General features: G+C 63.0%; 27 protein-coding genes. 11 read left to right on the forward strand and 16 right to left on the reverse strand.

Annotation, left to right across the window (positions count from 1 at the left end; all coding sequences use genetic code 11):
• Positions 1-148: 148 nt before the first annotated feature.
• The gene (locus AC1DYR_RS01455; protein WP_477703521.1) at positions 149-457 is read right to left on the reverse strand and encodes a hypothetical protein; all 309 of its coding nucleotides are present in this window, start codon (positions 455-457) and stop codon (positions 149-151) included.
• Positions 458-601: 144 nt separating this feature from the next.
• On the opposite strand from AC1DYR_RS01455, the gene AC1DYR_RS01460 reads away from it, so the two are divergent.
• From AC1DYR_RS01460 to AC1DYR_RS01495, 8 genes are all read left to right on the forward strand, one after another.
• Complete coding sequence (locus AC1DYR_RS01460; RefSeq protein WP_477703522.1) at positions 602-1,252, forward strand: TetR/AcrR family transcriptional regulator; 651 nt, start codon at positions 602-604, stop codon at positions 1,250-1,252.
• Between the two features lie 160 nt (positions 1,253-1,412).
• Entirely contained in the window at positions 1,413-2,393 is a 981-nt protein-coding gene (locus tag AC1DYR_RS01465) for a Bug family tripartite tricarboxylate transporter substrate binding protein (RefSeq protein ID WP_477703523.1), read from the forward strand.
• Positions 2,394-2,490: 97 nt separating this feature from the next.
• Positions 2,491-3,654 (forward strand): Gfo/Idh/MocA family protein, encoded by a 1,164-nt coding sequence (locus AC1DYR_RS01470; protein WP_477703524.1) that lies wholly within the window; start codon positions 2,491-2,493, stop codon positions 3,652-3,654.
• A 62-nt stretch (positions 3,655-3,716) separates the two neighbouring features.
• On the forward strand, positions 3,717-4,898 hold the full coding sequence (locus AC1DYR_RS01475; RefSeq protein ID WP_477703525.1) for a dihydrodipicolinate synthase family protein: 1,182 nt from the start codon (positions 3,717-3,719) through the stop codon (positions 4,896-4,898).
• 153 nt (positions 4,899-5,051) lie between these two features.
• Entirely contained in the window at positions 5,052-6,017 is a 966-nt protein-coding gene (locus AC1DYR_RS01480; protein WP_477703526.1) for a Bug family tripartite tricarboxylate transporter substrate binding protein, read from the forward strand.
• Positions 6,018-6,028: 11 nt separating this feature from the next.
• Entirely contained in the window at positions 6,029-6,730 is a 702-nt protein-coding gene (locus AC1DYR_RS01485) for an SDR family NAD(P)-dependent oxidoreductase (protein WP_477703527.1), read from the forward strand.
• Between the two features lie 4 nt (positions 6,731-6,734).
• On the forward strand, positions 6,735-7,625 hold the full coding sequence (locus tag AC1DYR_RS01490; RefSeq protein ID WP_477703528.1) for an NAD(P)-dependent oxidoreductase: 891 nt from the start codon (positions 6,735-6,737) through the stop codon (positions 7,623-7,625).
• Between the two features lie 32 nt (positions 7,626-7,657).
• The gene (locus tag AC1DYR_RS01495) at positions 7,658-8,536 is read left to right on the forward strand and encodes a sugar phosphate isomerase/epimerase family protein (protein WP_477703529.1); all 879 of its coding nucleotides are present in this window, start codon (positions 7,658-7,660) and stop codon (positions 8,534-8,536) included.
• Between the two features lie 33 nt (positions 8,537-8,569).
• Here AC1DYR_RS01495 and phnD read toward each other — a convergent pair whose 3' ends face one another.
• From phnD to AC1DYR_RS01535, 8 genes are all read right to left on the reverse strand, one after another.
• Positions 8,570-9,610 (reverse strand): phosphate/phosphite/phosphonate ABC transporter substrate-binding protein, encoded by a 1,041-nt coding sequence (gene phnD, locus AC1DYR_RS01500; protein ID WP_477703530.1) that lies wholly within the window; start codon positions 9,608-9,610, stop codon positions 8,570-8,572.
• Entirely contained in the window at positions 9,588-10,634 is a 1,047-nt protein-coding gene (locus AC1DYR_RS01505; RefSeq protein WP_477703531.1) for an ABC transporter ATP-binding protein, read from the reverse strand. The genes phnD and AC1DYR_RS01505 overlap by 23 nt, the downstream gene beginning before the upstream one ends.
• Before the next feature lie 93 nt (positions 10,635-10,727).
• On the reverse strand, positions 10,728-11,429 hold the full coding sequence (locus tag AC1DYR_RS01510) for an HAD family hydrolase (RefSeq protein WP_477703532.1): 702 nt from the start codon (positions 11,427-11,429) through the stop codon (positions 10,728-10,730).
• Positions 11,430-11,578: 149 nt separating this feature from the next.
• Complete coding sequence (locus tag AC1DYR_RS01515; protein ID WP_477703533.1) at positions 11,579-13,783, reverse strand: ABC transporter permease; 2,205 nt, start codon at positions 13,781-13,783, stop codon at positions 11,579-11,581.
• A 100-nt stretch (positions 13,784-13,883) separates the two neighbouring features.
• Positions 13,884-14,906: an ABC transporter substrate-binding protein gene (locus AC1DYR_RS01520; protein WP_477703534.1), complete on the reverse strand. Its 1,023-nt coding sequence runs from the start codon at positions 14,904-14,906 to the stop codon at positions 13,884-13,886.
• A gap of 61 nt (positions 14,907-14,967) precedes the next feature.
• Positions 14,968-16,011 carry an ABC transporter ATP-binding protein gene (locus AC1DYR_RS01525; RefSeq protein WP_477703535.1) on the reverse strand — a complete coding sequence of 348 codons (1,044 nt, stop codon included), beginning with the start codon at positions 16,009-16,011 and terminating at the stop codon, positions 14,968-14,970.
• The gene (locus tag AC1DYR_RS01530) at positions 16,004-16,990 is read right to left on the reverse strand and encodes a sensor histidine kinase (RefSeq protein WP_477703536.1); all 987 of its coding nucleotides are present in this window, start codon (positions 16,988-16,990) and stop codon (positions 16,004-16,006) included. Before AC1DYR_RS01530 ends, AC1DYR_RS01525 begins: the two co-directional genes overlap by 8 nt.
• A 65-nt stretch (positions 16,991-17,055) precedes the next feature.
• On the reverse strand, positions 17,056-17,754 hold the full coding sequence (locus AC1DYR_RS01535; protein ID WP_477703537.1) for a response regulator transcription factor: 699 nt from the start codon (positions 17,752-17,754) through the stop codon (positions 17,056-17,058).
• Between the two features lie 206 nt (positions 17,755-17,960).
• Here AC1DYR_RS01535 and AC1DYR_RS01540 point away from each other — a divergent pair, with 206 nt between their 5' ends.
• Positions 17,961-18,512 carry a DNA-3-methyladenine glycosylase gene (locus AC1DYR_RS01540; RefSeq protein WP_477703538.1) on the forward strand — a complete coding sequence of 184 codons (552 nt, stop codon included), beginning with the start codon at positions 17,961-17,963 and terminating at the stop codon, positions 18,510-18,512.
• 24 nt (positions 18,513-18,536) lie between these two features.
• Here the strand turns inward: AC1DYR_RS01540 and AC1DYR_RS01545 are convergent, their stop codons facing one another.
• The gene (locus tag AC1DYR_RS01545; RefSeq protein ID WP_477703539.1) at positions 18,537-19,322 is read right to left on the reverse strand and encodes a MipA/OmpV family protein; all 786 of its coding nucleotides are present in this window, start codon (positions 19,320-19,322) and stop codon (positions 18,537-18,539) included.
• A 113-nt stretch (positions 19,323-19,435) separates the two neighbouring features.
• Positions 19,436-20,671: an MFS transporter gene (locus tag AC1DYR_RS01550; protein ID WP_477703540.1), complete on the reverse strand. Its 1,236-nt coding sequence runs from the start codon at positions 20,669-20,671 to the stop codon at positions 19,436-19,438.
• Positions 20,672-20,812: 141 nt separating this feature from the next.
• Between AC1DYR_RS01550 and AC1DYR_RS01555 the strand changes: the two genes are divergently transcribed.
• On the forward strand, positions 20,813-21,724 hold the full coding sequence (locus tag AC1DYR_RS01555) for an AraC family transcriptional regulator (protein WP_477703541.1): 912 nt from the start codon (positions 20,813-20,815) through the stop codon (positions 21,722-21,724).
• Between the two features lie 73 nt (positions 21,725-21,797).
• On the opposite strand, the gene AC1DYR_RS01560 is transcribed toward AC1DYR_RS01555, so the two are convergent.
• Positions 21,798-22,376, reverse strand: a complete 579-nt coding sequence (locus tag AC1DYR_RS01560; protein ID WP_477703542.1) for a hypothetical protein — start codon at positions 22,374-22,376, stop codon at positions 21,798-21,800.
• Positions 22,377-22,710: 334 nt separating this feature from the next.
• Between AC1DYR_RS01560 and AC1DYR_RS01565 the strand changes: the two genes are divergently transcribed.
• On the forward strand, positions 22,711-23,526 hold the full coding sequence (locus AC1DYR_RS01565; protein WP_477703543.1) for a CAP domain-containing protein: 816 nt from the start codon (positions 22,711-22,713) through the stop codon (positions 23,524-23,526).
• A gap of 27 nt (positions 23,527-23,553) precedes the next feature.
• Here the strand turns inward: AC1DYR_RS01565 and AC1DYR_RS01570 are convergent, their stop codons facing one another.
• From AC1DYR_RS01570 to AC1DYR_RS01585, 4 genes are all read right to left on the reverse strand, one after another.
• On the reverse strand, positions 23,554-24,300 hold the full coding sequence (locus AC1DYR_RS01570) for a hypothetical protein (RefSeq protein WP_477703544.1): 747 nt from the start codon (positions 24,298-24,300) through the stop codon (positions 23,554-23,556).
• A 63-nt stretch (positions 24,301-24,363) separates the two neighbouring features.
• Positions 24,364-24,726: a carboxymuconolactone decarboxylase family protein gene (locus AC1DYR_RS01575; protein WP_477703545.1), complete on the reverse strand. Its 363-nt coding sequence runs from the start codon at positions 24,724-24,726 to the stop codon at positions 24,364-24,366.
• The gene (locus tag AC1DYR_RS01580) at positions 24,723-24,947 is read right to left on the reverse strand and encodes a hypothetical protein (protein WP_477703546.1); all 225 of its coding nucleotides are present in this window, start codon (positions 24,945-24,947) and stop codon (positions 24,723-24,725) included. The genes AC1DYR_RS01575 and AC1DYR_RS01580 overlap by 4 nt, the downstream gene beginning before the upstream one ends.
• A 202-nt stretch (positions 24,948-25,149) precedes the next feature.
• Entirely contained in the window at positions 25,150-26,574 is a 1,425-nt protein-coding gene (locus tag AC1DYR_RS01585) for a coniferyl aldehyde dehydrogenase (RefSeq protein ID WP_477703547.1), read from the reverse strand.
• Positions 26,575-26,687: the final 113 nt, after the last annotated feature.

A 26,687-nucleotide genomic window follows, 5' to 3' on the forward strand; every position in this document is an offset into this window, starting at 1 on the left:
CCTATTGTGCTAGATGTGACCCCCACGGTCGCTCACTTCGTGTAGCTCCCTGCCCCCCGAGGGGGCCGCCAGCCCTACGGCCCGGCAAAGCCGGTTCCGGGGCTAATGCTTGCATGAAGAAGATCCGGCTTCGTGCGCCGCGCTCTGCTTATTCTGGTGTGGCCGCGTCGCCGTCACCACCGCCGGCGGCGAGGGCCTGGCGCGCCAGCTCTTCGTCGCTGAGGGGCGGCGCCGCTTCGAGTGCCGCAAGCTCGTCGAGGAACTCCTGCGTGGGCTGCTCGTGTTCGAGCAGTACCTCCTCGAGCTTCTGCCGGCCGGTCTCCACATGCACCGAGGGAGAATGCAGTTCGGACGGCGGTACCGGGAATTTTTCACCCAGTTCAAATTTGAGCGCCTCGGCCTTCTGGTCAACCCAGTTTGCGAAGTCGCCGTCTTTCGGCGTGTCTGAATTGCTCATGACCATCTCCTTTGCCTAGGGGGTGCCGGCGCGGACGGCCGGTACCTGCTTCATTATGGAGGTACCCTTGGCCGCTACGTGTCATCCAACGGCGCTATCGCCGCGGATTCTTGCTTTAATTCACTAAACAGTTAAATTCTGGATATGTCGACCCTCAAAACAAAGCCCGCCGAACCCCGCTCGCGCGATGCCGACCGCTCCCAACTGGCCATCCTGCTGGCGGCCCGCGACGAGTTCGCGCAACACGGCCTGGGCGGCGCGCGGGTAGACCGGATAGCCGAGCGCGCCGACGTCAACAAACGCCTGATCTACTACTACTTCAAGAGCAAGGACGAACTCTTCCTGGCGGTGCTGGAAAATGCCTATGCCGACATCCGCGCCGCGGAAACAGAACTGCACCTGCGCGACATGGATCCGGCGCAAGCCATACGCCGCCTCACGGAATTCACCTGGGAATACTACATCGCGCACCCCGAGTTTTTGACGCTTCTCAACAGTGAAAACCTGCACCAGGGGCGGCATCTGGCCATGTCCAGCCGCGTGCAGGAAATGAATTCCCCGCTGGTCCAGACACTGGCAGAAATCCTGGAGCGCGGGCGTGCCGACGGGCTGTTTCGCGGCGGCATCGACCCGGTCCAGCTTTACGTATCCATCGCCGGGATGTCGTACTTCTACCTGTCGAACAACCACACACTCTCGGCCATCTTCGGGCGCGATCTCATGACGCCCAAAGCCCGCCATGAGCGGCTCTCGCACATGTGCGAGGTCATCCTAGGGTATGTCCTTAGAAACTGATCCTGCGCGGTCATTGACGCAGCGACGAGGCCATTTTTACAATTCGTAATTCACTTAATGGTGAATTACGAGTAAACTGCATTCCGGTACCCCAATAACACCGGCGGCATGCACAGGTCTTTCGCAGTCCTTCAATGACCCCCTTCAGGAGACAAAGCACATGAAATTCACACGTCGCGCCGCACTGGCCAGCCTTACCTGCCTGGCTACGCTGTCACCGTTGGTGGCCAGCGCCCAGGGCGCTTATCCCAACAAGCCTATTCGTGTCATCGTGCCTTTTGCCGCAGGCAGCACCACCGACATCATTGCCCGCGCCATCACCGACAAGATGAGCCAGAGCATGGGCCAGACGCTGGTGATCGACAACCGCGGCGGCGCCAGCGGCACCATCGGCCAGCAGGCCGTGGCCACGGCCGCGCCGGACGGCTACACCATCATGATCCACTCGTCCTCGCACACGGTCAGCCCCTCGACCTTCGCCAAGCTGCCCTTCGATACCGTGGGCGATTTCACGGGCGTGACGCCGATCTCGAGCACGCCCAATGTGCTGGTGATGTCGCCCTCGAAAAACATCAAGACGCTGCAGGAACTGCTGGCCGCCGCGCGCGCCAAGCCCGGCAGCATGAACTTCGCCTCGGCCGGCCAGGGCAGTGCCACCCACCTGAACGCCGAAAAGTTCAAGCTCGCCGCAAAAATCGAAGCCACCAACATCCCCTTCAAGGGCTCCGGCGAAGCCGTGACCGAAGTCATGTCCGGCCGCGTCGACTACTACTTCTCGCCGATTGCACCGGTGATCGGCCAGATCAAGAACGGCCAGCTCGTGGCTCTCGCGGTCGGTTCGCCCAAACGCGCCAGCGCCCTGCCCCAGGTTCCCACCACGGCAGAAGCAGGCGTTCCTGGCTCGGAGTTCAACTTCTGGATCGGCATGATGGCCCCTGGAAAAACGCCGCGCGACATCGTGAACCGCCTGCACGACGAAGTGATCAAGGCCCTGAACACGCCCGAAGTCAAGGAACGCTTCGCCGCCTTGGGCGCCGACGCCTGGACACTCTCGCCCGAGCAGTTCGACGCCTATATCAAGGACGAGATCAAGAGCAACGCCGTGCTGGTGAAGGCCGCCGGACTGCAACCTGCCCAATAACACCCGCCTAGTTTCCCGCAGCGTCCCCGGCACTCTTCAACACCCCTGGCCAGACCAAGGTGAGGCCGCCGCATTTTTCACCTCCTCAAAGGACCCCATGGCTACTCAACGACTAGGAATCATCATGCACGGCGTCACCGGACGCATGGGCATGAACCAGCATCTGATCCGCTCTATCGTCGCGATCCGCAAACAGGGCGGCGTCACGCTCTCCAACGGTGACAAGGTCATGCCCGACCCGATCCTGATCGGCCGCAACGCCGAAAAGATTGAAGCCCTGGCCAAAGCCCATGGCCTCGCGCGTTGGGGCACCGACCTCGACGAGGCACTGAAGAACAAGGACGACACCATCTTCTTCGACGCCGGCACCACGCAGATGCGCCCCACCCTGCTGGCCAAGGCCATCCGCGCAGGCAAACATGTCTACTGCGAAAAGCCGATTGCCACCAACCTCAACGAGGCCGTCGAGATCGCCCGCCTGGCCGAAAAGTCAGGCCTGAAACACGGCGCCGTACAAGACAAACTCTTCCTGCCCGGCCTGCGCAAGCTCGACATGCTGCGCCGCGCCGGCTTCTTCGGCAAGATGCTGTCGGTGCGGCTCGAGTTCGGTTACTGGGTCTTCGAAGGCGACCTGCAGCCCATCCAGCGTCCGAGCTGGAACTACCGCACCGAAGACGGCGGCGGCATGATCCTGGACATGATGTGCCACTGGCGCTACGTGCTGGACAACCTGTTCGGCGAGGTCAAGTCCATCTCCTGCATAGGCGCTACCCACATTCCCGAACGCTGGGACGAAGCCGGCAAGCCCTACAAGGCCACTGCCGACGATGCGGCTTATGCCACAGCTGAACTGGTCGGCCACAACGGGGAACCCGTGATTGCGCAGATGAACATGTCCTGGGCCACACGCGTGCGCCGCGACGACCTGGTCACCTTCCACGTCGACGGCACACACGGCTCAGCCGTTGCGGGCCTGTCGTCCTGCCGCGCCCAGTCGCGTGTAACCACACCGCGCCCGGTCTGGAACCCCGACGAGAAACAGACCATGAATTTCTTCGACCAGTGGCAGGAAGTGCCGGACTCGCAAACCTACGACAACGGTTTCAAGATCCAGTGGGAACACTTCATCCGCCACGTGGTGGAAAACGAGCCCTACAAATGGACGCTGCCCGAAGGCGCCAAAGGCGTTCAGCTGGTGGAAGCCGCGCTCGAAAGCTGGAAAGAGCGCCGTTGGGTGGACGTCCCGGCGCTACAAGTTTGATAGCTGCTCACGCTTGCCAGAGAAGGGCTAGCGGCATATTTTGCACATAAAAGGTAGATCCCATGGCTTTAACCCTTACCCTGCCCGTTGCTGCGGGCGGCTTGCAGCCGTACACGCTGCGCGGCACCGCTCCCGTTAGACCTGCGGCCGAACTGAAGTTCAACCGCATCGCCTACTCAGCCGCCCACGTGGTCGCCGACCCGTTGGCCGCAGTCGACCCCTGGGTCAACTGCGCGATCGACTGGGACACGACCATCGCCTACCGCCGCCACCTGTGGTCGCTGGGCCTGGGTGTGGCCGAAGCCATGGACACGGCGCAGCGCGGCATGGGCCTGGACTGGCCGACTTCTCTGGAGCTGATACGCCGTTCACTCGAAGCCGCCAAAGACGTGCCGGGTGCACTGGTCGCTTCCGGCTGCGGCACCGACCACCTGGTGCTGGAAAACGTCAAGAGCGTCGACGAAGTCATCGCGGGCTACGAAGAGCAGATGGCCGCGATTGAAAAACTCGGCGGCAAGCTGATCGTGATGGCCAGCCGCGCGCTGGCCCGTGTCGCCAAAAGCCCGGCGGACTACGAACGCGTCTACGACCGAATCCTGAGCCAGGCAAAACAACCGGTAGTGCTGCACTGGCTGGGCGACATGTTCGACCCCGCGCTGGCGGGTTACTGGGGCAGCAGCGATGTTGAGAAAGCCATGAACACGGCGCTCGGCATCATCAACGCCCACCCCGACAAGGTGGACGGCATCAAGATCTCGCTGCTCGACAAGGACAAGGAAATCGCGATGCGCCGGCGCCTGCCTTCGGGGGTACGCATGTATACGGGCGACGACTTCAACTACGCCGAGCTGATTGCCGGCGACGGTTTCGGCAAGGAAGCCATGCACGGGCAAAGCGATGCCCTGCTGGGCATCTTCGACGCCATCGCACCGGCCGCCAGCGCCGCGCTAGGCGAACTCGCGCAAGGCAATGTCGAAAAATTCCACGCCATCCTCGGCCCCACCGTGCCGCTGTCGCGCCACATCTTTGCCGCGCCCACGCGTTTTTACAAAACCGGCGTGGTCTTCATGGCCTGGCTCAATGGCCACCAGAAGCACTTCACGATGGTCGGTGGCCAGCAAAGCACGCGTTCGCTGCAGCATTTTTCCGAGCTGTTCCGCCTGGCCGATGCGGCCAACCTGCTGGAGCATCCCGAACACGCCGCTCATCGCATGAAGACGCTGCTGGCGCTTCACGGCATGTAATGGCTCCCCCCGTTGCCGGCTCACTGCGTGTAGCGGCCTCCCCCCTCAAGGGGGCGGCGCTGGCGGCCCGGCAAAGCCGGTTCCGCGGCGCCCGCTTGAAATGTTACCGAGCGCTTCCACTCAAATCGCTGAATAAATTTAACAGGAGACAACATGAAGACACGCACGTTCCTCAAGGCCAGCCTGGCAGCCGGCTTCGTCGCCGCAGCCTTCGGCGCCGCAGCGCAGGCTTACCCTGCCCGCCCGGTCAAGGTCATCATCCCCTTCCCGCCCGGCGGCACGCTGGATGCGGTGGGGCGACAACTGGCGCAAAAGCTCAGCGAACAGATGGGCCAGCCCTTCGTGGTGGAAAACCGTGCAGGCGGCAACGGCATCATCGGCGCGGCCGTCGTGGCGCAGGCGCCCGCGGACGGCTATACCCTGCTCTTCAATGCCTCCACTTTCACCACCGCACCCATGACCATGAAGTCCGTGCCCTACGGCGTGGTGAAAGACTTCACGCCTGTCTCACTCGTTGCCAAGGCGCCCTTGTCAATTGCCATCAACAAGAACCTGCCGATCACCGACGTGAAGTCGCTGATTGCCCATGCCAAGGCCAACCCCGGCAAGATGACGTTTGCGGTCGGCTCCATCGGTTCGGCCGGCCACCTGTCGACCGAACTCCTCAAGCGCGCCGGCGGCATCGAATACACCGTGGTGCCCTACAAGGGCACGGCGCCGGCGTTCCAGGATTTGATCGGCGGCCAGATCGACGGCTTTATCGACCCCATCCTCGGCTCGCTGCAGTACCACAAGAGCGGCATGCTGCGCGTCGTTGCCATCACCGGCGACAAGCGCGTGCCCAACCTGCCCGATGTGCCGACCGTGGCCGAGACGATTCCCGGCTACGAGTTTTACAGCTGGTACGGCCTGTGGGGCCCGGCAAAACTGCCGGCCGACATCACGCAGAAACTCAACGCCGAAACCAACAAGGCGCTGGCCAGTGACATGCGCGAGAAACTGCTCCAGCAAGGCCTGGTGCTGACGCCCGGCACACCGGAGGACTTCGCGAAATTCCAGAGCAGCGACATGGCGCGCTCACAGAAGATCATCACCGACGGGAATATCCGTGTTGAGTAACATGCACAACCATGGCCACTGAAGATGTGAAACGCGCACTTGTCACGGGCAGCAGCTCCGGCATTGGCCTGGCCATTGCGCAGGCACTGCTGGATCAGGGTTGGGACGTCGTCGGACTGGACCTGGTGCCTGCGCGCATCGTGCACCCGGCGTTTTCGTCCACCGAAGTCAACCTGTGCAACACCGAAACCACGGAGCGTGCCGTGCGTGCAGCCGGCCACGTGCAGGCGCTGGTTCACGCCGCCGGCGTGTTGCGCGTGGGCCCGCTCGGCTTGCTGTCCGGTGAAGATTCGGCGCTGATGTGGCAGCTCCACGTGGACGCTGTCATGCGCATCGCCAATCTCGTTGTGCCCGGCATGGCGCAGGCAGGCGCGGGCCGTGTGGTGCTGATCGGCAGCCGCGTGGCGCGCGGCATGGCAGGCCGCAGCCAGTACGCGGCCACCAAGGCCGCGCTGGTGGCCCTGGCACGCAGCTGGGCGGCCGAAACCGTGGCTTCGGGTGTCACCGTGAATGTGGTGTCGCCGGCCGCCACCGAAACAGCCATGCTTGCCGACCCTGCGCGAACGACGGCCCCGCCGAAGCTGCCGCCGCTGGGCCGTCTGATCCAGCCGCGGGAGATTGCCGCGCTGGTCACCTTCCTGCTCTCACCCGACGCCGCAGCCATCACCGGCCAGGAAATCCAGATCTGCGGAGGCGCGTCGCTTGCGGCGTGAAGGCATGGCCGCAAACGCTATCGGCATTGTCGGCTTGGGCCTCGTAGGCACCGCGCTGGCGCAGCGCCTGACGGACGCCGGCTTCGAGGTCACCGGCTTCGACCTGCGCGAAGAAGCCCGCGCGGCCCTCACCGCCCGCGGCGGCCGCGCTGCGCGTTCCCTGGCCGAAGTAGCCAATGCGGCTTCCTCCATGGTGCTGGCCGTCTTCAATACCGATGATGTGCTCAAGGTGGTCGAAGGACCGGGCGGCCTGCTGTCCGTCTTCGGCGTTCGCAGCATCATCGACTGCTCCACCGGCACACCTCACGAACTCGCGGCCCTGGCCGCGCGGCTCGCAGCACGCGGCATCAACTTCATCGAAGCGCCGCTCTCGGGCTCCAGCCAGCAGATAGCCGCCGGTGAAGCCACTCTGCTGCTGGGTGGCGAGGCCGGGGCATTGCAGGCGTGCGAATCCGTTCTGGCCGCCATTTCAGGCAAACGCATCCACGTCGGCGGCGCCGGCATGGGTGCCAAGGCCAAGCTCGCCACCAACCTGGTGCTGGGCCTGAACCGCGCGGTACTGGCCGAAGGCATGGTCTTCGCCGAAAACATGGGTATTCCTCCCGAGCAATTCCTGGCGCTGGTGCTGGCCAGCCCGGCCACGTCAGGCGCGGCCGAGGCCAAGGGCCGGATGATGGTGGAGGAAGACTTTGCGCCGCAGTCGCGCATCCACCAGCACCTCAAGGATGTCAGGCTGATGATTGACAGTGCCGCGGCCCAAGGCCAGAAACTGCCCTTGTCCGAAGCCCATGCAGCGCTGATGCGCGCAGCGATTGCCGCCGGCGATGGCGAGCTCGACAACGCGGCCATCATCCGCGAACTGCGCCGGCAGAAAACCGCACCACCGTCCAACTGACTTCACTAAAACTACACCCCCACCCTTACCGCATGCGCAATTTTTCCCAGGACCACCGCTGGCTCTCCATCAACACCGCGACCGTGCGCAAAAGCCGCGGCGTCGAACAGCCGCTGACCACCATCATCGAAGCCTGCGTGCAGCGCGGCATCAAGGCGATCTCGCCGTGGCGCGACCAGGTCGCGGCCGCCGGCCTGCCCGCCGTTTCGAAACTCGTCAAAACCCACGGGCTTGAACTCTCCGGGTACTGCCGCGGCGGCATGTTCCCCGCAGCCGACGCCGCCGGCCTGCAGGCTGCCCACGACGACAACCGCCGCGCCGTCGATGAAGCCTGCGAACTCAAGGCCGCCTGCCTGGTGCTGGTGGTGGGCGGTTTGCCCGGCGCGCTGGCCGGCAAGGCGGCGCACAAAGATCTGACGCTGTCGCGCAGCCAGGTCACCGACGGCATTGCCCAATTGCTCGAATACGCCGAAAGCTGCAACATGCCGCTGGCCATCGAGCCACTGCACCCCATGTATGCGGCAGACCGTGCCTGCATCAACACCATGGAGCACGCGCTCGACGTCTGCGATGCCCTCGACCCCTCAAAAAGCGGCGCGCTCGGTGTGGCGGTTGATGTGTACCACGTGTGGTGGGACCCGAAGCTGCAACGGCAAATCGAACGGGCTGGCAAGGAACGCCTGCTCGCCTTCCATGCCTGTGACTGGCTGACACCCACGGCCGATTTGCTGAACGACCGCGGCATGATGGGCGACGGTGTGATTGACATCCCGAAAATCCGCGGCTGGATGGAAGCGCAGGGGTACGCGGGTTACAGCGAGGTGGAGATCTTTTCCGCCAGCAACTGGTGGCAGCGCGAAACCGGCGAGGTGCTGGACACCTGCATTGCCCGGCACCGCAGCGCAGTGTAAACAGGCCCCTTCATTCTGCCAGCAGGTGGACTGCTAGATGACCATCTTGAGGCGGAGCTCCAGTCGCGAACCTCGCTCAATGGCCTGCGCAATCCGGGTCTGCCGTTCAGCCGCAGAAAGTGTTTTGTCGTCGTTGATGGCCTGGCGTGTCTTGAACATTTCCAGGTCGGCAATGGGAATCAGTTGCCGGTTACTGGAAGACCGGAACCGGGACAAGCCGTTAACAGCCATAAGGATGCGCTTTTCGGCAGGATCTCTCTCTGCAAACCCGACGACGAACTTCCGGATGGAGGCCTTCAACGGGTCAGACAGCGTTGCCTTCCAGAGCAATGGGGATTGCGGTATGAGGGGTGATTCCCAGATGACTTTCACATCCCTGGCGAGCTCCGGAAAGTCACGCTGAAAGAATGCGAGCTCCTCATTGTTGGCCGTCGCCACATCAATCTGCTTTTTCGATACCTTCAGCAGGTTTTGCTGGTGGCTTCCTGTCTCCACTGCCTTGAAAATTTCCGCGGGCTTACTCACGCCGTTCTTGGAGAAAGCAAAATACAGCGGTACCAGATGCCCGGACGTACTCTTGGGATCGCCATCGCCAAAGCGCAGGCCGGAAGCATTTTCAATCAGCGGCTTGAGCGCCTCGATTTGCGAACTGCGATGGGTCACCAGGATCGATTTGTAGCCCACGCTGCCGTCCCCTGTGACCATCTGCGCAAAAACACCACCCGCGCCGGAGGCCACCACATCCAGAGCAGGAACATTGCCCATCCAGGCCAGATCTATTTCCCCACCAATGAAGGCGGTTACCAGCGCGCCCTGCGACTCATAGACACGCAGATCGATCGGACGGCGGATGGCCGCGCCCAGGAGTTTGACGAAAGGCTCCCAGCTCGCGCGGGTCTCCGCAGCCGCCCTGGGCGATATCAAACCAAATGCCAGCATCGGATCTGCAGCAGACTGCGCCATCACTGGAGAGGAAAGCAATGGCCCGGCGCACAGCCCGGCAAGGCCGTGGAGGACAATTCGACGTTGAAGGCTCATATCATTTTCTCCATCAGGCTGAAACAACAGAAACACCCCGTTCGGGCAGGTGAAGGGTTACGGCATCACCCTGGAACCAGTCGGATGCCGCGTCCGAAGACACGACGAAGATGGGGCCCAAGCTGGTGTCGACGGTGAACTCGCGGACACTGCCCAAATAGGCTTTCTTGGAAACCACACCGGGCAAACCTTCATCTCCGGGCGGGGCAATCGCCCAGGCTTCAGGACGAATGGCCGCTTTCACCGGACCGGGCTCGACGGGATGCAGGGCTTTCACGCGCAACGCCCCCACCTGGATCCGGCCGTCCGCAAATGCCTCGCCGGGAAACAGCATGGCCTCACCCATGAATCCGGCAACAAATTCGCTGTTGGGCCGCTCGTAAAGCTCCGATGGGGACCCCGCCTGGGCAATCACCCCCTGGTCCATGACAATGATCTGGTCACTGACGGCCAGGGCCTCGCTCTGGTCGTGCGTGACATAAGCAACCGTCAGCCCCAGGCGCTGCTGCAACCCGCGGATTTCTTCACGCATGGAGCGCCTCAGCCGCGCATCCAGATTCGAGAGCGGCTCGTCAAACAGCAACACGGACGGCTCCAGCACCAAGGCGCGGGCGACGGCTACACGCTGCTGCTGCCCGCCGGACAGCTCACTGGGCAGCCGATCGTCATAGCCGGACAAACCCACGGCCGACATGGCTGCCTGGGCGCGCTCCGTCAGCTCTTTGGCATGGACACCGCTGACGCTCAGGCCATAACCCACGTTCTCCAGCACGCTCATATGCGGAAACAAGGCATAGCTCTGGAACACCATGCTGACGTTGCGTTCGGCAGGTCCGAGATGGGTCACGTCGCGGCCGTCGATCAGGATCTGGCCCGCACTGGGTGTCTCGAGCCCGGCGATCATGCGCAGCGTCGTGGTCTTTCCGCAGCCTGAAGGCCCCAGTATCGTCGTCAACGTGCCCTTGGGAACGGTAAAACTGATGCCCTTGACCACCAGGGGCGACGGGTCGCTGCCATAACGTTTTTGCACGTTCTTGAATTCAATGCCGAGTTGGCTCATGTGCAGACTTTCTTTGTTTGTATGAAAGAACAGGAAGAAGGCGAAGAAGAAGCGGTACCGTCGGGCAGTTTTTCCATTGCGGGTCTGCGCCCATCACGCAGCGGCCGCATGTAGTTGTTCCAAAAAATTGCTATCGATGAGTTCGTTGTAATCGTGCACGCTGGCGATCACGTGCGGTCCCGAGAGCTCTTCGGCGCTGTGGCTGGTGCAGACCGCCACGGCCCGCATACCGGCGCGGCGCGCGGCCTCTATGCCAAAGGGCGCATCTTCAAACACGATGCAGGCAGATGCTGCAACCCCCATGCGGCGCGCAGCCTCCAGGAATATGGCGGGCTCGGGTTTTCCTGGCAGGCCTTCGTCGCCACCCACAACGGCATGAGGCGGGGACGCCATGGCAAGACCGGCCATGACAAATGCGATGTTGTGCTGGTCGCCGGCGGTTCCCACACCCACCTTCAGCCCCTGCGCCTTGGCCAACGCGGCAAAGGCCTTGAATCCCGCAACCTCGGCAAACACCGGCGCGAACATTTCTCGATAAAGGCCTTCTTTTTCAGCCACCAGCAGCAGTGCCTCGGAAATTTCAATGTCCCGCTGGAACAATACGTTCATGCACTCCACGCAGGTGCGCCCGGTAGTACGCCTGAGGATGTCGTCGAGCGCCATCTCAATGCCGTGCCGCCTGGCGAACTCACCCCACGACCTGGCATGCCATGGCATGGAGTCGACCATGGTGCCGTCCATGTCAAAAATCAGCGCGTCTGTCCTTGGGGCACCAAGGCGGCCGGCCGCCGTCATCGCACGCCCCGCATCGAATACGCTTCCATGAAAAGCCCGACGGCTTCGTCACCCCGCCTGGCAGAGCCCTTTAAACCGATACATGCTTGAGTCATTGATCGATATCCCTTACATAAAAATGATTGACCCGGAGTGGCCGCTGATATGAGCTACCGGTTGGCACCTACCGTGCGCCGCCCCAGCTTGCGTTCGCCGACAAAGAACTGGATCAATGCCGTGGCCATGGACATCAGGACGATCAGCACAGTGCAGTACGCCAGCGCTACGCCGTAGTCGCCAGTCCCTACCCTGCCAATGATGTAAGTGGTAGCCAGTTCGTACTCGGCCGTCACAAGAAAAATGACGGCAGAGACCGTGGTCATCGAGCGCACGAAGCTGTAGACCAGTGCGGCGACGAGGGCCGGCTTGAGCAAAGGCAGCACCACGCGGCGCAAGGTGGTCAGGCTGCTGGCCCGCAGCATGACGGAGGCTTCGTCGAGGGACCGGTCCAGCTGCTTGAACGATGCCGTTCCGGCCCGAACCCCGACAGGCAGATTGCGAAACACAAAGCACAGCACAATGACCAGGCCGGTACCCGTCAGCTCCACCGGCGGCACGTTGAAAGCCAGGATGTAGCTGACGCCCAGCACCGTGCCGGGAATGGCAAACGTCAACAAAGCAGAAAACTCAAACAGGGCCTTGCCCCTGAATTCGGTCCGCGCCAGCAACCAGGCAATCAGCAAGCCGATGCTCGCGCAAACAGGCGCCGCAATGGCCGAAAGCGTGATGGTATTGAACAGGGAGGCCCAGGCAGTTCCTGCCCAAACCAGGCCATGCTCCCCCCATTGCATGTCAAACGCAGTTTTGAAGTGCACCAGGGTCAACGTGTAATCGCGCCCCCAGACTTTGACGAACCCACCCGCGAAAGCGAAGAAATAGACCACCATCGTGAAGGCGAGCCAGGGGCCTGCAACCCAGGTGCACAGGCGGCGCACCCCTGTCGGCAGTGCCATGGGCACGCCAGCGTCGCCTTTACCGGAAACGGTTGTGAAGCTGGTTTTTCCCAGGATGCGCCGCTGCACGAAGAAGACCGTCAACGCAAACGTTGTCAGCACCAGGGCCAGGGCCGCGGCCATACCCTGGTCCAGTGAAGCGCCCACAATGGCAAAAAAGATTTCCGTTGAAAGGACTGCATAGCCGCTACCCAGAATGATGGGGTTGCCAAAATCGGAAATGCTTTCGATAAACCCCACCAGAAACGCATTGGCCAGGCCAGGCGCCAGAAGCGGTAGTGTGACGGTCAGGAAGGTTTTCATCCGGCTGGCACGCAGGGTCTGCGCAGCTTCCTCCAGGGATGGGCTGATGCCCTGCACCACGCCGCGCATGATCATGAAGGCAATGGGTGTGAAGGCGAACAGCTGCGCCAGCCAGACGCCAAATACGCCATAAAACCAGCGGGTGGGCGTGACGCCGAAAGACCACTCCATCAACTGGTTGACGATGCCGGCGCGGCCGAACAGCAGGATCAAACCCAGGCCCACGACAAACGGTGGCGTGATGATGGGCAGCATGGCCAGGGCGTTCAGTGGTTTTTGCAGCCGCTTGCCGGCGCTGCGCTCGGCGATGAGCGCGATCATGGTTCCCAGCACGGTCGTGCCGGCCGCTGTCAGCAGCGCCAGGTACAAGGTGTTCCATGCCACACCGCAATTGGTTCCGCCACCCAGGCAACCGACACCCCACACGCGCGCCGTGCCGACTCGCTCCCACAAAGCCCCCAAGGCAAAGCCTCCGTCTTCGGCATAGAAGGCAGCGGATAAGGACTTGGCGACCGGAAACACCACAAACAGGCACAGCAGTGCCGCGCATCCCGCAACCGCGGCGGCCACAAACACGTCGCCGCGGAAATAGCCCAGGCGCGCGATACCGGATCCCAGCAGCATGACAAGACAGACCAGGACGACAAAACCGCCCCAGCCGATGCCAAATTGTCCTTGCGGGAGCGTGCCCAGAGCAGTATTGAGCCATTCATACGACCACCCCGTGGCCCCGATCATGAAGCCGCTCACGCCCAAACCCAGCAGGCCAGTTACGGCGCCTGCCACCAGCACAGCACCCTGGCGTCTGCTGGCTGGCATCAAGGCGCCGCATCCAGCCACCAGCAGACCGGCCACGCCGGTCCAGAGCCAGCCCCGGCCATGCATGGCAGCCTGCGTCAGGCCGTTGGCTGTGACAGGTTCGGCAAAAAGCCTGGGCAAGGCAAAGAGCACCGAGCCACTTTGCAGGTAGTACCACGGCAGCGCCAGATAAGCGGCTAGGCCGATGAGCACCCAGACGTAAATCGTCCGCTGGGTTCGTTCAGTGAATTGGACTGGCATAGGAGTGGCAAAAAGAGTGGCAAGGATTCGAGCTGGGTCGGCAGCTCTCTAGGTTGAAGTTGTCAGCGTCACGCCGCTCAGCAGGGCAATGCCGCAGGGCTTACTTTGGCTGGTTGAAGACCTTGCGTTCCCAGTTGAGGATCAGTTGCCGGCGAACCGCCGCTTGCCCGTACTTGGCATAGTCGTAATCAATCAGCTTGATTTTCTTGAAGTCGGGAACACGGGGGTCCATGGGAGTTGCCTTGTTGGAGGGCAACTGGAACTGCTTGACTGCGGCACCAAATTGCTGCGCGCCCGGCGTGAGGGCCCATTCGTAAAATTTTTTGGCGTTCACCAGATTGCGTGCACCTTTAATAATGGACATGGAGCCCACTTCTGCACCGGTGCCATCCACGGGCGTGATGGCATCAACCGGGAATCCTTGCGCTTTTTCACCGGTGACATCATGTACAAAACTGATGGAGACAGACGCCTCCCCGCGGGCAACCGCTTTGATGGGCCCCACGCCCGAGCGTGGATAAGTACTCACGTTTTTATGCAGTGCCGAGAGGTACTCGAACGCTTTTTCCTCCCCCATCATTTGCACCAACGTGGCGATCATGGTGTAGGCCGTTCCGCTGGCACGCGGGTCCGCGACCAGAATCTCGCCTTTGTATTCCGGCTTGAGAAGATCCGCCCAGACCCTGGGAGCCGGCAGTTTTCTTTTAGCCAGAAGTTCGGTGTTGTAGCCAAAGCCCAGTGGCCCGGAGTACACGCCGACGGTCTTGAAGCCTGATTGCTCCGCCTGCTTTTGCGCCCAGCCATGCAACTGTGGCAATGACGGAGACTTGTATTCCAGCGTCAGGTTTTGTTCCGCGGCCAGCAGATGCGGGTCACCTGTGCCGCCAAACCAGAGATCGGTCTTGGGGTTGGCACGTTCGGCGGTGATCTGCGCCAGCGCCTCGCCCGATCCCTTGAGCGTCATGTTGACCTTGATGCCGCTGGTCTTCCCAAAGGTGGTTTGCATCAGGTTGCACCAGTCCGCCTGGGCGGCGCAGATGATATTGACCTCCCCTTCCTGGGCAAAAGCCGGAAGGCCGAGAGCAAGCAGCAAGGGGGCCGCAAAGAGCGCTGTTTTTTTCACGTTAGTCTCCTGAAGGATGGGCGACGAGGCCCGATTGAATACGTTCCATGTGTTGATGTGTTCAGTCAAATGGCATGACCACGCTCACGCCCTGGGCCCCCAGATGCACGCTGACCGGGGAGCCCACCTGGCGGGCCTGTGCCTCGCTTTGCACCAGGACCATCAAGGTCCCCAGCGCGGTCAGCACGTGGTACTCGGTGTTGCGCCCAAGGTAGGCGTGCGAGAGGACTTTTCCAGGCAGGCCTTCTCCGCTGGCAGGTGCCAGCTGCCAGGCATGCGGGCGCACCACGAGGCGGACTTTTCCCTGCCGCCGCGTCAGTCCGGGCGCGATGCGCAGGGGCCCCAGCTGAATCGCGCCGGATACATCGGCCTGGGCGTCAAACATCACGGCATCTCCCATGAAGGCCGCAACGAATTCGCTGTGCGGCGTCTCATAGACTTCCTGCGGTGTGCCCACCTGCATGACCTGTCCTTCATGCATCACCACCACGGTGTCGCTGACCGCCATGGCTTCGCCGTGGTCATGGGTCACGTACAGCACGGTCAGCCCCAGGTTTTGCTGAAGGGCGCGTATGTCCTCCCGAATCTGGCGCCGCAAACCCGTATCCAGATTGGACAGCGGTTCATCCAGCAGCAGCACCTTCGGCTGTAACGCTAGCGCCCGGGCCAGGGCCACTCGCTGCTGCTGACCGCCGGACAGAACGGCCGTGTTGCTCCCGGCGCTGGTCTGCAGCCCCACCATGCCCAGCGCAGCCCGCGCACGCTCGTCACGCTCGCGCGGACGCAGTCCCAGCATGCGCAGCCCGTAACGCACGTTGTCCAGCACGTTGAGATGCGGAAACAGGGCGTAGCTCTGGAACACCATGCTGATGGGACGTTGTTCGACGCCCATGTCGGTCACATCCACCCCGTCGAGCAGGACCCGGCCCGAGGTGGGCCGTGCCAGTCCCGCCACCATCCGCAGCAAGGTGGTCTTGCCACAACCGGACGGCCCCAGCAAGGTCGTCAGTTGCCTGGACGGTATGCGCAAGTGGATATTGCACAGGGCACGGACCCCATTGGGAAAGGTCTTGCTGATGGACTGGAACTGGACGGCGCTACTCATGGGGCACTTCCTGGGGCCACCGGACGACAGCATCCACCCCCACCACATGGTTGTCTTGCACGCGGTTGAACAAATCCACTCCGGCGTTCATCGACAGTGCAATCTGGCGGCAAATTGACAACCCAAGGCCGACGCCAGAGGTTCCCGACGATGACTGGAAAGGCTCGAACAGGCGGGCCTGGACAGCTTCATCCATTCCGCCACCGTTGTCCCAGATCAACAGTTCGGTTTCGCTGGGCAAAGCCCGAATCACCAGGCCCAGAGCGCCGCCCTTGGGCGTGTGCTGGATAGCGTTGGACATCAGGTTACGGATCAACTCTCCCAACAACCAGGGATCGGTGATCAGGCGCACCGGAATGGCCTGCATCGAGAAGTCAAGTTTCTTGCGGGCCAGCAAGGGCGCAAATTCCATGACCACGTCACGCGCGGTTGTCGCCAGGTCCACTTCAACCCAGTTGGCCCGGCGTACCAATTGCTCCATCTTGGCGACAGACAGCAACTGGCGAACGAGCTCACTGGAACGGTCCACGGTATTGAGCATCTTGGGCAGCGTTTCCCGCACGTCCAGCTGCCCGGACATGGCGCCCTGCAGCTGGGTGCGCAGCACCGCAAAGGGCGTACGCAACTGGTGAGAGGCATCGGCCAGAAACTTCTTTTGCTGATCCAGCGATTCCTGCTGCTGCTGCATCAGCCAATTGACCGTCCTGGCCAATTGCTGCAGCTCAACCGGCTGCTGGTCCGTGACCGGCCGCAAGTCTTCCGTGCGGCGGCTGTCGAGCTCTTGCCCCAACTCCACAACGGGTTTGAAGGCCTGGCGCAAAACCCACCACAAGGCGGCGGCAAACGCCAATACCTTGAACACCCACCAAAGTCCTGCAGGCAACCCAAAGAGCGTCTGGGGGTACGCCGCGCCCACCCAGTCCAGAAGGCACCAGGCCAACAGCAGCCCCAGCGACCAGGCCCAGACAAACAACCGCATTGATCGCCCGGCCCGCCATGGGCGCCAAACTGTCCATGGCTTTCCCCGCAACAAGCTCACTGTTTTCACGGCTGGTCCTGCCTTTCAGCCAAGGCATCATCCATCAGGTAGTAGCCAACCCCCCGCAGGGTGACAAGACTGGCTCCGGACCCCAGGATGCGTTTGCGTAACCGGTGCACCAGCACCTCAATGGCATCCGCACCGGCCGAGCCTTCGTCACCAAAGACGGCCTGGAGCAGGTCATCCTTGGCCACAGCTTTCCCGGGATGCATCATCAGGGCTTTCAGAAGGGCCAGCTCACGCCCCGACATTTCAAGCGGCAGTGCGCCGCGAAATACCTGTCCGTTGTCCAGGTCCAGGCGCAAGGTGCCGCAGCGGAAATCTTCCACGCCCAGGCTGCGGCGCACCAGTGCCTTCAGGCGGGCCACCAGTTCTTCCACATCAAAAGGCTTGATCAGGTAGTCGTCCGCGCCGGAGTTCAATCCCAGCACCCGGTCCTCGACCGCGGTACGCGCCGTCATGACCAGTACGGGAAGCCGGGAACCTTCGTCCCTCAGGTGCTGCAGCAAATCCAGGCCATCCATGCCGGGCAGGCTCAGATCGAGCAGGGCCGCATCAAACGGGCGATGCCGTGCCATCACGAGCGCCTCCTTCCCGTCGGCGCAGCAAACGACATGGAACCCGCGGGCAACCAGCATGCGGCTCAGGGCGTCCACAAGATTCAGGTCGTCTTCAACCAGCAGGATGTTCATGGAACGAATCATGCGGGAGGACGGGCGGTGAAACCACCGAGGAAACGCCGACACCTGGTGAAAGCTCGGTGAAAGCTTGGGTCAAAGCGCCGACCATGCAGTGCGCCGGCACCCGGGCAGCTTGCGCCATGGCTTTGAAGGGCATGTTCCGCCGCGCCGTTAGCTCTTGCGATACGGTGGGAAAATAAGCCACCGCCTGTTCCCGCACCCTGCCCCGCATGACCCCTGATTTTCTGGCTCCGTCGCCCGAAGTCGCCCGCCAGCTGATAGGCGCCACCTTGCTGGTTGACGGCGTGGGCGGGCGCATCGTTGAGACCGAAGCTTACGACCGCGAGGATCCGGCCTCGCACAGTTTTTCCGGCCCGACGCCGCGCAATGCCGTCATGTTCGGCCCGCCCGCCCATGCCTACGTCTACCGCTCTTACGGCATCCACTGGTGCCTGAACATCGTCTGCCGCGAGGAAGGCCACGGCGCCGGGGTGCTGATACGCGCCATCGAGCCGCTTGCCGGGCTGGACCGGATGCGCCTGCGGCGCGGGCTGGACGATTTGCGCCTGCTATGCGCCGGGCCCGGGCGCGTGGGCCAGGCGCTCGGGATCACCCGGGAGCACAACGGCCTGAGCATCAACCTGCCGCCTTTTCAACTGCTGCCGCCGCCCGGACGCCTGCCTATCGTCAGCGGACCACGTATCGGTATTTCAAAGGCCATGGACCAGCCGTGGCGCTTCGGGCTGGAGGGTTCGCGTTTTTTGAGCCGGCCTTTCCGCTAAACGGCATGGCCCAGGCCAAGCTGGTTAGCGGAAGCGGTACGACACGGCGATAAACCCGGTGTCCTGCGTCCGGCGGCTGACCAGGGGACTGCCCTGAACCGAAGACCCCAGCCATTTGCGGCGCAGCTGCATCGTCAGCACCCAGGGGTCACCGAGCGGCACATCGACCCCCAGGCCCAGCGTGGGCGCTGTCGAGGCGCCAGCGTTGTAGGTTGAAAACCCGCTGGCGGCCGACTCGGCCGGGGTCACGCCGTAGAGGTAGTTGTTGTATTTGGCGCTGGCATGCTCCAGCCCCACCTGCGGAAAGAACGACCAGCTGCCGACCTTGAACTCCGCCGCGTAAGTGGCTTCCAGCAATGCGCCGTGCGACTTGTTGGCATCCACAAATGCGTTCACGAAAAACCCGCCGTAAGGCGTTTCCTGAAAGGTCCCTATGCCCAGCGGAATCGGCCGCTTGCGGTCCTTGAGTCCCGACAGCGCGGCGGTATCGGCGCGCCAGCCGTCCTGGCTGATACGGCCGGAAAATTCCAGGTAGCCGTAGCCCATTCTTGCGGTTTTGATGCCCAGCGTGTCGACACGCGCAAAGAAGCGGCCATAGTCCGCATAAGCATAGGGCAGCAAGGCGGTGTCATTGCTCTTGCTGCGGATCACGCTTTGTGTGCCATACACGGCGCCGCCGATGTCGCCCGTCAGCTGGTATTTGAGCGGGGCGGTTTGTGCCTGCACCATGCCCATAAATGCCAACCCAGCCAACGCAATGAGGACCACAGTCTGGGAAGCAGGAGAAGAAGCCCGGGTGAGACGTTTCATCGCATGCCTTCTTTCCGCAAAATGATGCGATCCAGTATAGGACCGGGCAGGAAAAACTGCGCACCCGTCCTGCAGGCGCGTCGCGGGGCCGCGACACTCAAGCCCCGAAACTCTCAGGCCGTGGCGAGTACTGTGCGGCGCACCCGGCGCACATTGAAGGCGCTGGCAATCAGCACCGCCTGCATCAGCGCCAGGCCCAGCAGCACGCCGCGGTAATAGCCATGGTCCATCATCGCGCCGAAGATCAGCGGCGACACGGCTTGGCCGATGTCCAGGCCCGCATACACCACGCCGTAAACCCGGCCCGAGGCGTTTTCGGGGGTTGAGCGCTTGACCAGCAGGTCACGCGACGGACCGGCGATGCCGGTGGCGAAACCCATGATGCCGAACAGCACAGGCACGACCCATGCGGGGTAGCTCCCTGCGGCCAGCAGCACCGCCACGGCAGCCGCCGCACCAAACCCGATGCCCACAATGCGCTCGCAGCGCGCGGGATCCGATGCCAGGAAACCGCCAAAAACCATACCGCCTGCGCTGCACACCATATAAACCGTCAGGCAGATAGCCACCAGTGCGAGCGGCACGTTATGCAGGTGGCGCGCGGCTTCGGGTGCAAAGGCCTGCACCACGCTGAGGACAATGGCATACCAGAAGAAGAAAGAAAAACACATCCAGACGGCCGGTATCTTCAGAAAACCCAGACTGCTGTCGGCCGCGGGCGCGCCCTTGACCGGCGCCACCACCGTGAGGGTGAGCTCGTCGCGGTTCATCACCAGCACCGCCAGCACCGCAAAAGCCAGCACACCGGCCGCCGCCAATGCCACGCGCCACGAATAAGCAAACGTCAGCGTCACCACCACTGCGGGGGCCAGTGCCCAGCCCAGGCTGCCGGTGATGCCGTGCACGCTGTAGGCGTGGCCCAGGCGCGGCGCACTGACCTTGCGGTTCAGCAGCGTGTAGTCCACCGGATGAAACACGCCATTGCCGACCCCGGCAATCACGGCGAAGCCGGCCAGCATCCAGTAGCTGGTGCTGATGGAATAACCAAAGGCCGCCACACCCAGCAGGCTCAGCCCGGCGAACAGGACGGGTCGCGGGCCGAAGCGGTCGACGACAAAACCCGAAAGCGCCTGCACCGCGCACGACACCACAAAAAAGATCGTCATCAAAAAACCCAGCTCCGCATAGCTCGCGCTGAACTCCTCCTTGAGCCAGGGAAACAGCGGCGCCAGCAAAAGCTGGCTGAAATGGCTGATCATGTGCGCCAGGCCCACCAGGCCGATCACGCTGGCGTCGGTGCGAAAAGGGACTGCGGCGGGCGCGTTGAGGGTCGTACTTGAAGTATTCATGGCGCTATCGTAGTATTGGCCAGGACTTCTGAAATGCGACATAAAGCCATGTTTCATCGAATTTCGGACAAACCGCTTAATGACCTTCGTCCCTGCGATCACATCATCTGATTCAGGTGGATAGACCTTCCGACACGCCAGATGCCGCAACGTAAAGCCCCGCTTCATTTCGTGCCGGTGGGCGACACCGACAACTTCACTCCCACTCGCCATCGGCCGGTGCGTGTGCGGGCGCGGACACTGGAAGCGGATACGCATTTCAAGCCCCATTCCCACGCCTGGGCGCAGCTGGCTTACTGCTCCACGGGGGTGTTGCAGGTCACGGCTGAGCAGTCGGGCCATGCGAGCGGCGAAGTCACCTACATCGTGCCGCCCTCCCGCGCGGTGTGGATCGCGCCGGGGGCGCAGCACCATGTCACCGTGCTGGAAGCGGCCGAATTCCGCACGCTGTACCTCGACGCCAGCGCCACCCCAAAGGGCTGGACCGGTTGCCGCGTATTGGTGGTGTCGCCGTTGCTGCGCGAGTCCATCCACGCGCTGGAGGATATTGGCCCCCACGCTGCGCTGCCCCCCGAGGGGGCCGTTTTTGCCTTGGGGCGGCCCGGCGGCAAAAAGCCACCAGAGCGTCCCCTTGCACCCTCACGCGAGCAGTTGCTCAGCGGACTTGTGCTGGACGAGCTTGCACGCGCCGATACCCAGGCGCTCGGCGTGCCCTTGCCGCATCCGCAAACCGGGGACAAGCGGCTGCGTGCCCTTTGCGAAGCCGTGCTGCGCGCACCGTCAGAGCGGGCTACGCTGGCCGAGTGGGCCGCCGACACCGGCGCCAGCGAACGCACGGTGGCCAGGCTTTTTCGCGACGAACTGGGCCTGAGCTACCAGCAATGGCGCCAGCAGGCCATCCTTGCCCACGCCCTGCCCCTGCTCACGCGCGGGCAATCGGTCAGCACCGTGGCGGCGGCCAGCGGTTATGCCAGCGACAGCGCCTTCACCGCGATGTTCAAAGCCTCCATGGGCCAGCCACCCAGTCATTTTCAGAGCAAAAACAGGCTGTAGGGCAACGAGGGCAAGCGCAAGCAGCTATCAAAAAAGTAGCATTCAGGTAACCGATGATGCGCCGGCTCGCAACCTACAGATCCCCGGCCGCCTGCCAGAGGGTTCGCGAGCCGATCGTGGGAAGCCACAGGAGGAACTTCCGGCGGTGGCTTTCGAAAGGCTCACCCAATGGCGACCGCGGATCCTCACTCAGCGCGTAAGCCATGCCTTCGACAAACCATTGGGGTTTGAGCAGCAGATAGAGCGTGCCGAGACGCTCGGCCTGCAAATAGTGGATCAACTCATGCCGAACGTAAAAAGGCTTCCACGCGAGCGGCCCCACCACCGTACCGAAAGTACCCAGCGTAACGGCAGAACGCCTGCCCAGGCCGAAAGCGTCCGCACACGCCTGCGTTGCGCAAAAGACCATCTTCGGCACGCCATGGATCGCATTTACCTTGGCGGACACGAAGTCCATTCCTTCCGCATGCAGGCGGACAGCCTCCTCAAACCGTGCCGTGTCGTCGACGCACACGGCGGCGCTGAGGCATGAAACACCGGACAGTTCCGGCGCGATCACCCGCACGGGCCTGACAGCAAACCACGCAACCACAGGAACAAGCACCAGCATCACGAGCAGGCGGATTTTCAGGGAAGGGGGACTCAGGCGCATGCGGGGCAAATCAAGCGGCAGGTTTCAGGCTTTCGGCAGGCGTGGAGCAGAGGCAGTCCGGGAGCCTGACGGAGCCTGGCACGGTGTCAGGTGACGGAAAGTTTAGCGGCTGGTTTGGCAATCGAACAAAGCTCCGCAAAATTTTCAAATAAAACTGACCCTCCAGCCTTTAACCACCTGCGCAACCAGCTATCAAAACAATAGCGCCGAGCGCGCACCGTGCAACAGCGCGCCAGCTGACCCAGGTGGGTATCATGCCCTGATGGACTTCGTCAACGCGGCAATGAAAACGGGCACGGGATGGAAGCACGCAGCGGCTTCAATGACTGTTGCCATGCTTGCAGCCACAGGCCATGCCCAGGCGCCTGCCGAGCCGCACCCGACGCTGCTGCGCGAACTGAACCGGATCCGGGAGGACGGTTGCGACGGGCGCGGCGCCAAGGTTTCCCTGCTGCGTGAAAACAGCGCGCTGTCGCGGGCGGCGCAGCTCATGGCCGGCGGCCGCACGATGGACGAGGCGTTGAAAGCCGTCGACTACCGCGCGGTGCGGGCTGCGCAGATTGCCGTACGCGGCGCGACCGGCCCCTCGGCGCTCGCGCGCAGGACCCTGGGCAAATCATGCAGCGCGGTGATGCACGCCGAGCTCGCTGAAGCCGGCTTCTACCAGCGCGGGGCGCAAACCTGGGTCGTGCTGGCCGCGCCCTTCTCTCCCCCGGCTGCGGCCCTGGCCGACGATATACAGGCTCGGGTGCTGGCACTGGTCAATGAAGCGCGCGCCAGGCCACGCCGCTGCGGTGCGCAGGCCTTCGCGGCCGCAGGGCCGCTGCAATACAGCCCTGTGCTGTACAACATCGCCGGAGTGCACGCCGCAGACATGGCGAGGTACAGCTACTTCAGCCACACCGGGCGCGACGGCAGCGATGTGGCCAGCCGCGCAACACGCGCAGGCTACGGCTGGAAGGCCATTGGCGAGAACATCGCGGCAGGACAGATGCAGGCCGACACTGCCGTGCAGGGCTGGCTGAACAGTCCCGGCCATTGCGCCAACATCATGGCACCCGCGTACACGGAGATGGGCACGGCCTTTGCGGTCAACACCCAAAGCAGCGCCGGTATTTACTGGGTGCAGGTGTTCGGGGCGCAGCGGTAAGTCACTCTTGCCCGGGGCGCCCTGCTGTCAGCGTTTTTCAAACGCCGCATTGAGGCGGCGCAGCAAAGGCTTGTTCAGCTCGCGGGTATGCCTGTTCCAGCGCTCCATGGACCGCTGCAGCTCAATCTGCAGGCGCGCGCTGGTGGTGGTGTCCCCGCTCATCGCGGCCCAGATGGCGTATTCAGCACGGCTTTCAAAGCTGCCGAAACGGTCCACGGCGGATTCAAACTCCGCTTTCGCATCCGCCCCCCTGCCGGCGCCGCCCAGCGCCTGGGCCAGCAGCAGCGACACCAGCTCCGCGCGAAAGGCGGGGTCGGTCTTACGGATGAATTCAAGGTGGGTGATGGCCTCGGGATAACGCTCGCAGGCGAAATAGGCCCTTGAGGCGCCCAGCCGGATTTCCAGGTCGGAGGCGAACGGGCCTTTGAGGCATGCGTCGTAACTCTGCGCAGCCTCCAGCGCCTGGCCGGCTTCGAGCAGCGCGGAGGCCAGCCGCATCTGGTTCTGCGCGGTAGGCGTGTAGTCAAACGCGGCGTGCGCTTCCCGCAGCTCGCGCGTCGGGTCCAGTGTTTTTGCGGCAGCGGCCACAACCTTGCGCGCGCCGCGCTCCAGCCGCGAGTCCGGCAGGTAGACCGCCAGGAAATAAACGAGGCTGCCCAGCATGGGAAACGAAAACAGGATGATCAGCCAGTACATCTGCTGGCCGCTGCGCAAGGCATGGACGGCAAAGAACACCGCCACGATGAAATGAAGTCCCAATCCGACAAAAGGCATGGCCCATCCCTCCAGTTATTTTTGGGGGATTCTAAAGGGGCGTCAAGGAATGGGCCAGACCTTTCAGGTACCAGCAGGAAGCACTGTCTCGTCCCCGTCGCCATCAAAGAGGCGCAAGGCGAGCAGGCCGTGCCCCACGCTGGCGCCTGCCCGCACAGCCGCAGCAACCAGGACCACTTCCGCCAGCTCCTCGCGGGTCACACCCGACCGCCTGGCCGCACGGGTGTGCACGTCCAGGCAATAGCCACATTGGGTGGTAAGCGCCACCGCCAGTGAAATCAGCTCCCGCACACGTGGCTCAAGATGGCCGCCTTCGCGCTTGGCCGCATGGTCAAACGTGAGGAAAGCCTGGGCCTCCACAGGCGCCAGCCGCACGAAGGCTGGCGCCAGTTGCAGGTCTTGGGGTGACTGGTAACTGATACTCATGGCTGGCCTTTGCTGTCCGCTGGCCTGCGGCGCCGTGCGATGGTTTCAAACAGGCCCACAAACCAGCACATCGGGCAGCCGCGCATCAACACCAGCGCGCCCGCCAGGGGAAGCAGCGCCCACAGGGGATGCGTCTGGAAAACCAGAGCGGCACACCCGAGCAAGGCCAGCGCGCCTATCCCGCGGAACACATGTTGGGTGACCGAAGTGCTACAGAACACGGGCACCTCCGGTGGATGTGGTGCCATCCATAGCGCAGCCCGGCGCACAGGCGGGAAGATTTCGTTGCGGAAAAAACATCAGGAGCTCCTTGTCGGTGGTTGATACCGGCAAAGAGGCCCGCATTCAGCAAAAGGATTCAGGTTTCCTCAAAGAAATTTGAACGGCGCCGTCACCGGAACGCCAGCCCCTTCAGGTCAAACCTCAGATCAGGCGCTTGAGCAAGCCCATCACCTGGTCAAAGCGTTTGCCATAAGGCGGATAAAACAGGTCTCCCCTCGCCCACTTTGACTGCACCAGCACCGGCTTTTGCTGCGTCAGCCGCAGGAAACCGGCTTCGCCGTGGTAGCTGCCCCAGCCGCTTTCGCCCACGCCGCCGAAAGGCAGGTTCTCGTGCGCGATGTGCATCAGCGTGTCGTTGACAGTGACGCCGCCGCTCACGGTGCGCGCCAGCACGTGGTCGCGGGCACCGGTGTCGGTGCCGAACCAGTAAAGCGCCAGCGGCCTGGGGCGGGCGTTGACATAGCCAATCGCGTCATCGATCGACGCATAGGGAATCACCGGCAGGATGGGGCCAAAGATTTCCTCGCTGAGCAGTTTCGAGCCGGCGGGCGTGTCGAACACCAGCACAGGCGCCATCTGGCGCGACGCCACGCCCACGCCGGGTGCACCGGCCTGGATGGTTTGCAGGCGCGCGCCCTCGCCTTCGGCCTGCGCCAGCAGCGCCTGCAGGCGTTCATGGTGGCGCGGGCTGATGATGGCGGCGTAATCAGGGTTGCCGGCGATGGTGGGAAACAGCGTGGCCACGGCGCGCGCAAAGGCTTCGCCAAACGCGCTTTCAGTGCCCTTGGGCAGCAACACATAGTCGGGTGCGATGCAGGTCTGGCCGGCGTTCAGCAGTTTGCCGTGGGCGATCTTGATGGCAGCCTTGTCGATGTCGCACGACGCGTCGATGATGCAGGGCGACTTGCCGCCCAGCTCCAGCGTGGTGGGCGTGAGGTTGGCGGCGGCCGCTTCGGCGACCTTGCGGCCCACAGCGGTGGAGCCGGTAAAGAACAGGTGGTCAAACGGCAGCCCGGCAAATTCGGCGGCCAGGGCGCCGTCGCCCTGCACCACGCAAAGTTCATCAGGTGCGAAGGATTGTTCAATCAGGGCCGCCAGCAAGGCAGAAGTTGTTGGCGTCAGCTCGCTGGGCTTGAGCATGACGCGGTTCCCGGCCGCCAGCGCGGTGATGACCGGCCCGAGCGACAGCTGCACCGGGTAGTTCCACGGCGACACCACGCCCACCACGCCCAAGGGCTGGCGCTGCAGGTAGGCCCGCGCGGGCTGCAGGTACAGCGGCGTGCGCACCTTCACGGGTTTCATCCACTTCGGCAAATGCCTGAGCGTGCTGGACAACAGCGAACGCAGCACAAAGATGTCGGCGATTTCGGTGAGCTGGGGCGACCGCACGCCGAAGTCGGCATTGACGGCCTGGGCCAGCGCGCTGCCGTGCTCGTCCAGCAAGGCGCGGATGCGCAGCAGGCGTTCCCGCCGCAGGGCCAGCGGCACCTCTGTCTGAGAGCGGCTGGCCTGGTGCTGGGCTTCGAACAATGTTCGAAGGACGGACGGAGGTGTGCTGGAACTCATGCGGCCATGATAGGGGCCACAGGGGCAGAGCAGTAGGGACGCAACTCCAGCAGCACTGCGGGTTGACCCTGAGGCACTTGACCCCATTTGCAGACCTGATGCAGAACCTGCTA

This window comes from Polaromonas sp. P1_F9, from assembly GCF_056405615.1.

Coding starts and splice junctions, on each gene's coding strand:
- AC1DYR_RS01465 (WP_477703523.1), top strand. CDS start 1,413: ATGAAATTCACACGTCGCGCCGCACTGGCCAGCCTTACCTGCCTGGCT.
- AC1DYR_RS01460 (WP_477703522.1), top strand. CDS start 602: ATGTCGACCCTCAAAACAAAGCCCGCCGAACCCCGCTCGCGCGATGCC.
- AC1DYR_RS01470 (WP_477703524.1), top strand. CDS start 2,491: ATGGCTACTCAACGACTAGGAATCATCATGCACGGCGTCACCGGACGC.
- AC1DYR_RS01550 (WP_477703540.1), bottom strand. CDS start 20,671: ATGAATACTTCAAGTACGACCCTCAACGCGCCCGCCGCAGTCCCTTTT.
- AC1DYR_RS01530 (WP_477703536.1), bottom strand. CDS start 16,990: ATGCGGTTGTTTGTCTGGGCCTGGTCGCTGGGGCTGCTGTTGGCCTGG.
- AC1DYR_RS01490 (WP_477703528.1), top strand. CDS start 6,735: ATGGCCGCAAACGCTATCGGCATTGTCGGCTTGGGCCTCGTAGGCACC.
- AC1DYR_RS01515 (WP_477703533.1), bottom strand. CDS start 13,783: ATGCCAGTCCAATTCACTGAACGAACCCAGCGGACGATTTACGTCTGG.
- AC1DYR_RS01525 (WP_477703535.1), bottom strand. CDS start 16,011: ATGAGTAGCGCCGTCCAGTTCCAGTCCATCAGCAAGACCTTTCCCAAT.
- AC1DYR_RS01560 (WP_477703542.1), bottom strand. CDS start 22,376: ATGCGCCTGAGTCCCCCTTCCCTGAAAATCCGCCTGCTCGTGATGCTG.
- AC1DYR_RS01495 (WP_477703529.1), top strand. CDS start 7,658: ATGCGCAATTTTTCCCAGGACCACCGCTGGCTCTCCATCAACACCGCG.
- AC1DYR_RS01535 (WP_477703537.1), bottom strand. CDS start 17,754: ATGATTCGTTCCATGAACATCCTGCTGGTTGAAGACGACCTGAATCTT.
- AC1DYR_RS01570 (WP_477703544.1), bottom strand. CDS start 24,300: ATGCCTTTTGTCGGATTGGGACTTCATTTCATCGTGGCGGTGTTCTTT.
- AC1DYR_RS01480 (WP_477703526.1), top strand. CDS start 5,052: ATGAAGACACGCACGTTCCTCAAGGCCAGCCTGGCAGCCGGCTTCGTC.
- AC1DYR_RS01575 (WP_477703545.1), bottom strand. CDS start 24,726: ATGAGTATCAGTTACCAGTCACCCCAAGACCTGCAACTGGCGCCAGCC.
- AC1DYR_RS01485 (WP_477703527.1), top strand. CDS start 6,029: ATGGCCACTGAAGATGTGAAACGCGCACTTGTCACGGGCAGCAGCTCC.
- AC1DYR_RS01585 (WP_477703547.1), bottom strand. CDS start 26,574: ATGAGTTCCAGCACACCTCCGTCCGTCCTTCGAACATTGTTCGAAGCC.
- AC1DYR_RS01545 (WP_477703539.1), bottom strand. CDS start 19,322: ATGAAACGTCTCACCCGGGCTTCTTCTCCTGCTTCCCAGACTGTGGTC.
- AC1DYR_RS01510 (WP_477703532.1), bottom strand. CDS start 11,429: ATGACGGCGGCCGGCCGCCTTGGTGCCCCAAGGACAGACGCGCTGATT.
- AC1DYR_RS01455 (WP_477703521.1), bottom strand. CDS start 457: ATGAGCAATTCAGACACGCCGAAAGACGGCGACTTCGCAAACTGGGTT.
- AC1DYR_RS01540 (WP_477703538.1), top strand. CDS start 17,961: ATGACCCCTGATTTTCTGGCTCCGTCGCCCGAAGTCGCCCGCCAGCTG.
- AC1DYR_RS01505 (WP_477703531.1), bottom strand. CDS start 10,634: ATGAGCCAACTCGGCATTGAATTCAAGAACGTGCAAAAACGTTATGGC.
- AC1DYR_RS01565 (WP_477703543.1), top strand. CDS start 22,711: ATGCTTGCAGCCACAGGCCATGCCCAGGCGCCTGCCGAGCCGCACCCG.
- AC1DYR_RS01475 (WP_477703525.1), top strand. CDS start 3,717: ATGGCTTTAACCCTTACCCTGCCCGTTGCTGCGGGCGGCTTGCAGCCG.
- AC1DYR_RS01555 (WP_477703541.1), top strand. CDS start 20,813: ATGCCGCAACGTAAAGCCCCGCTTCATTTCGTGCCGGTGGGCGACACC.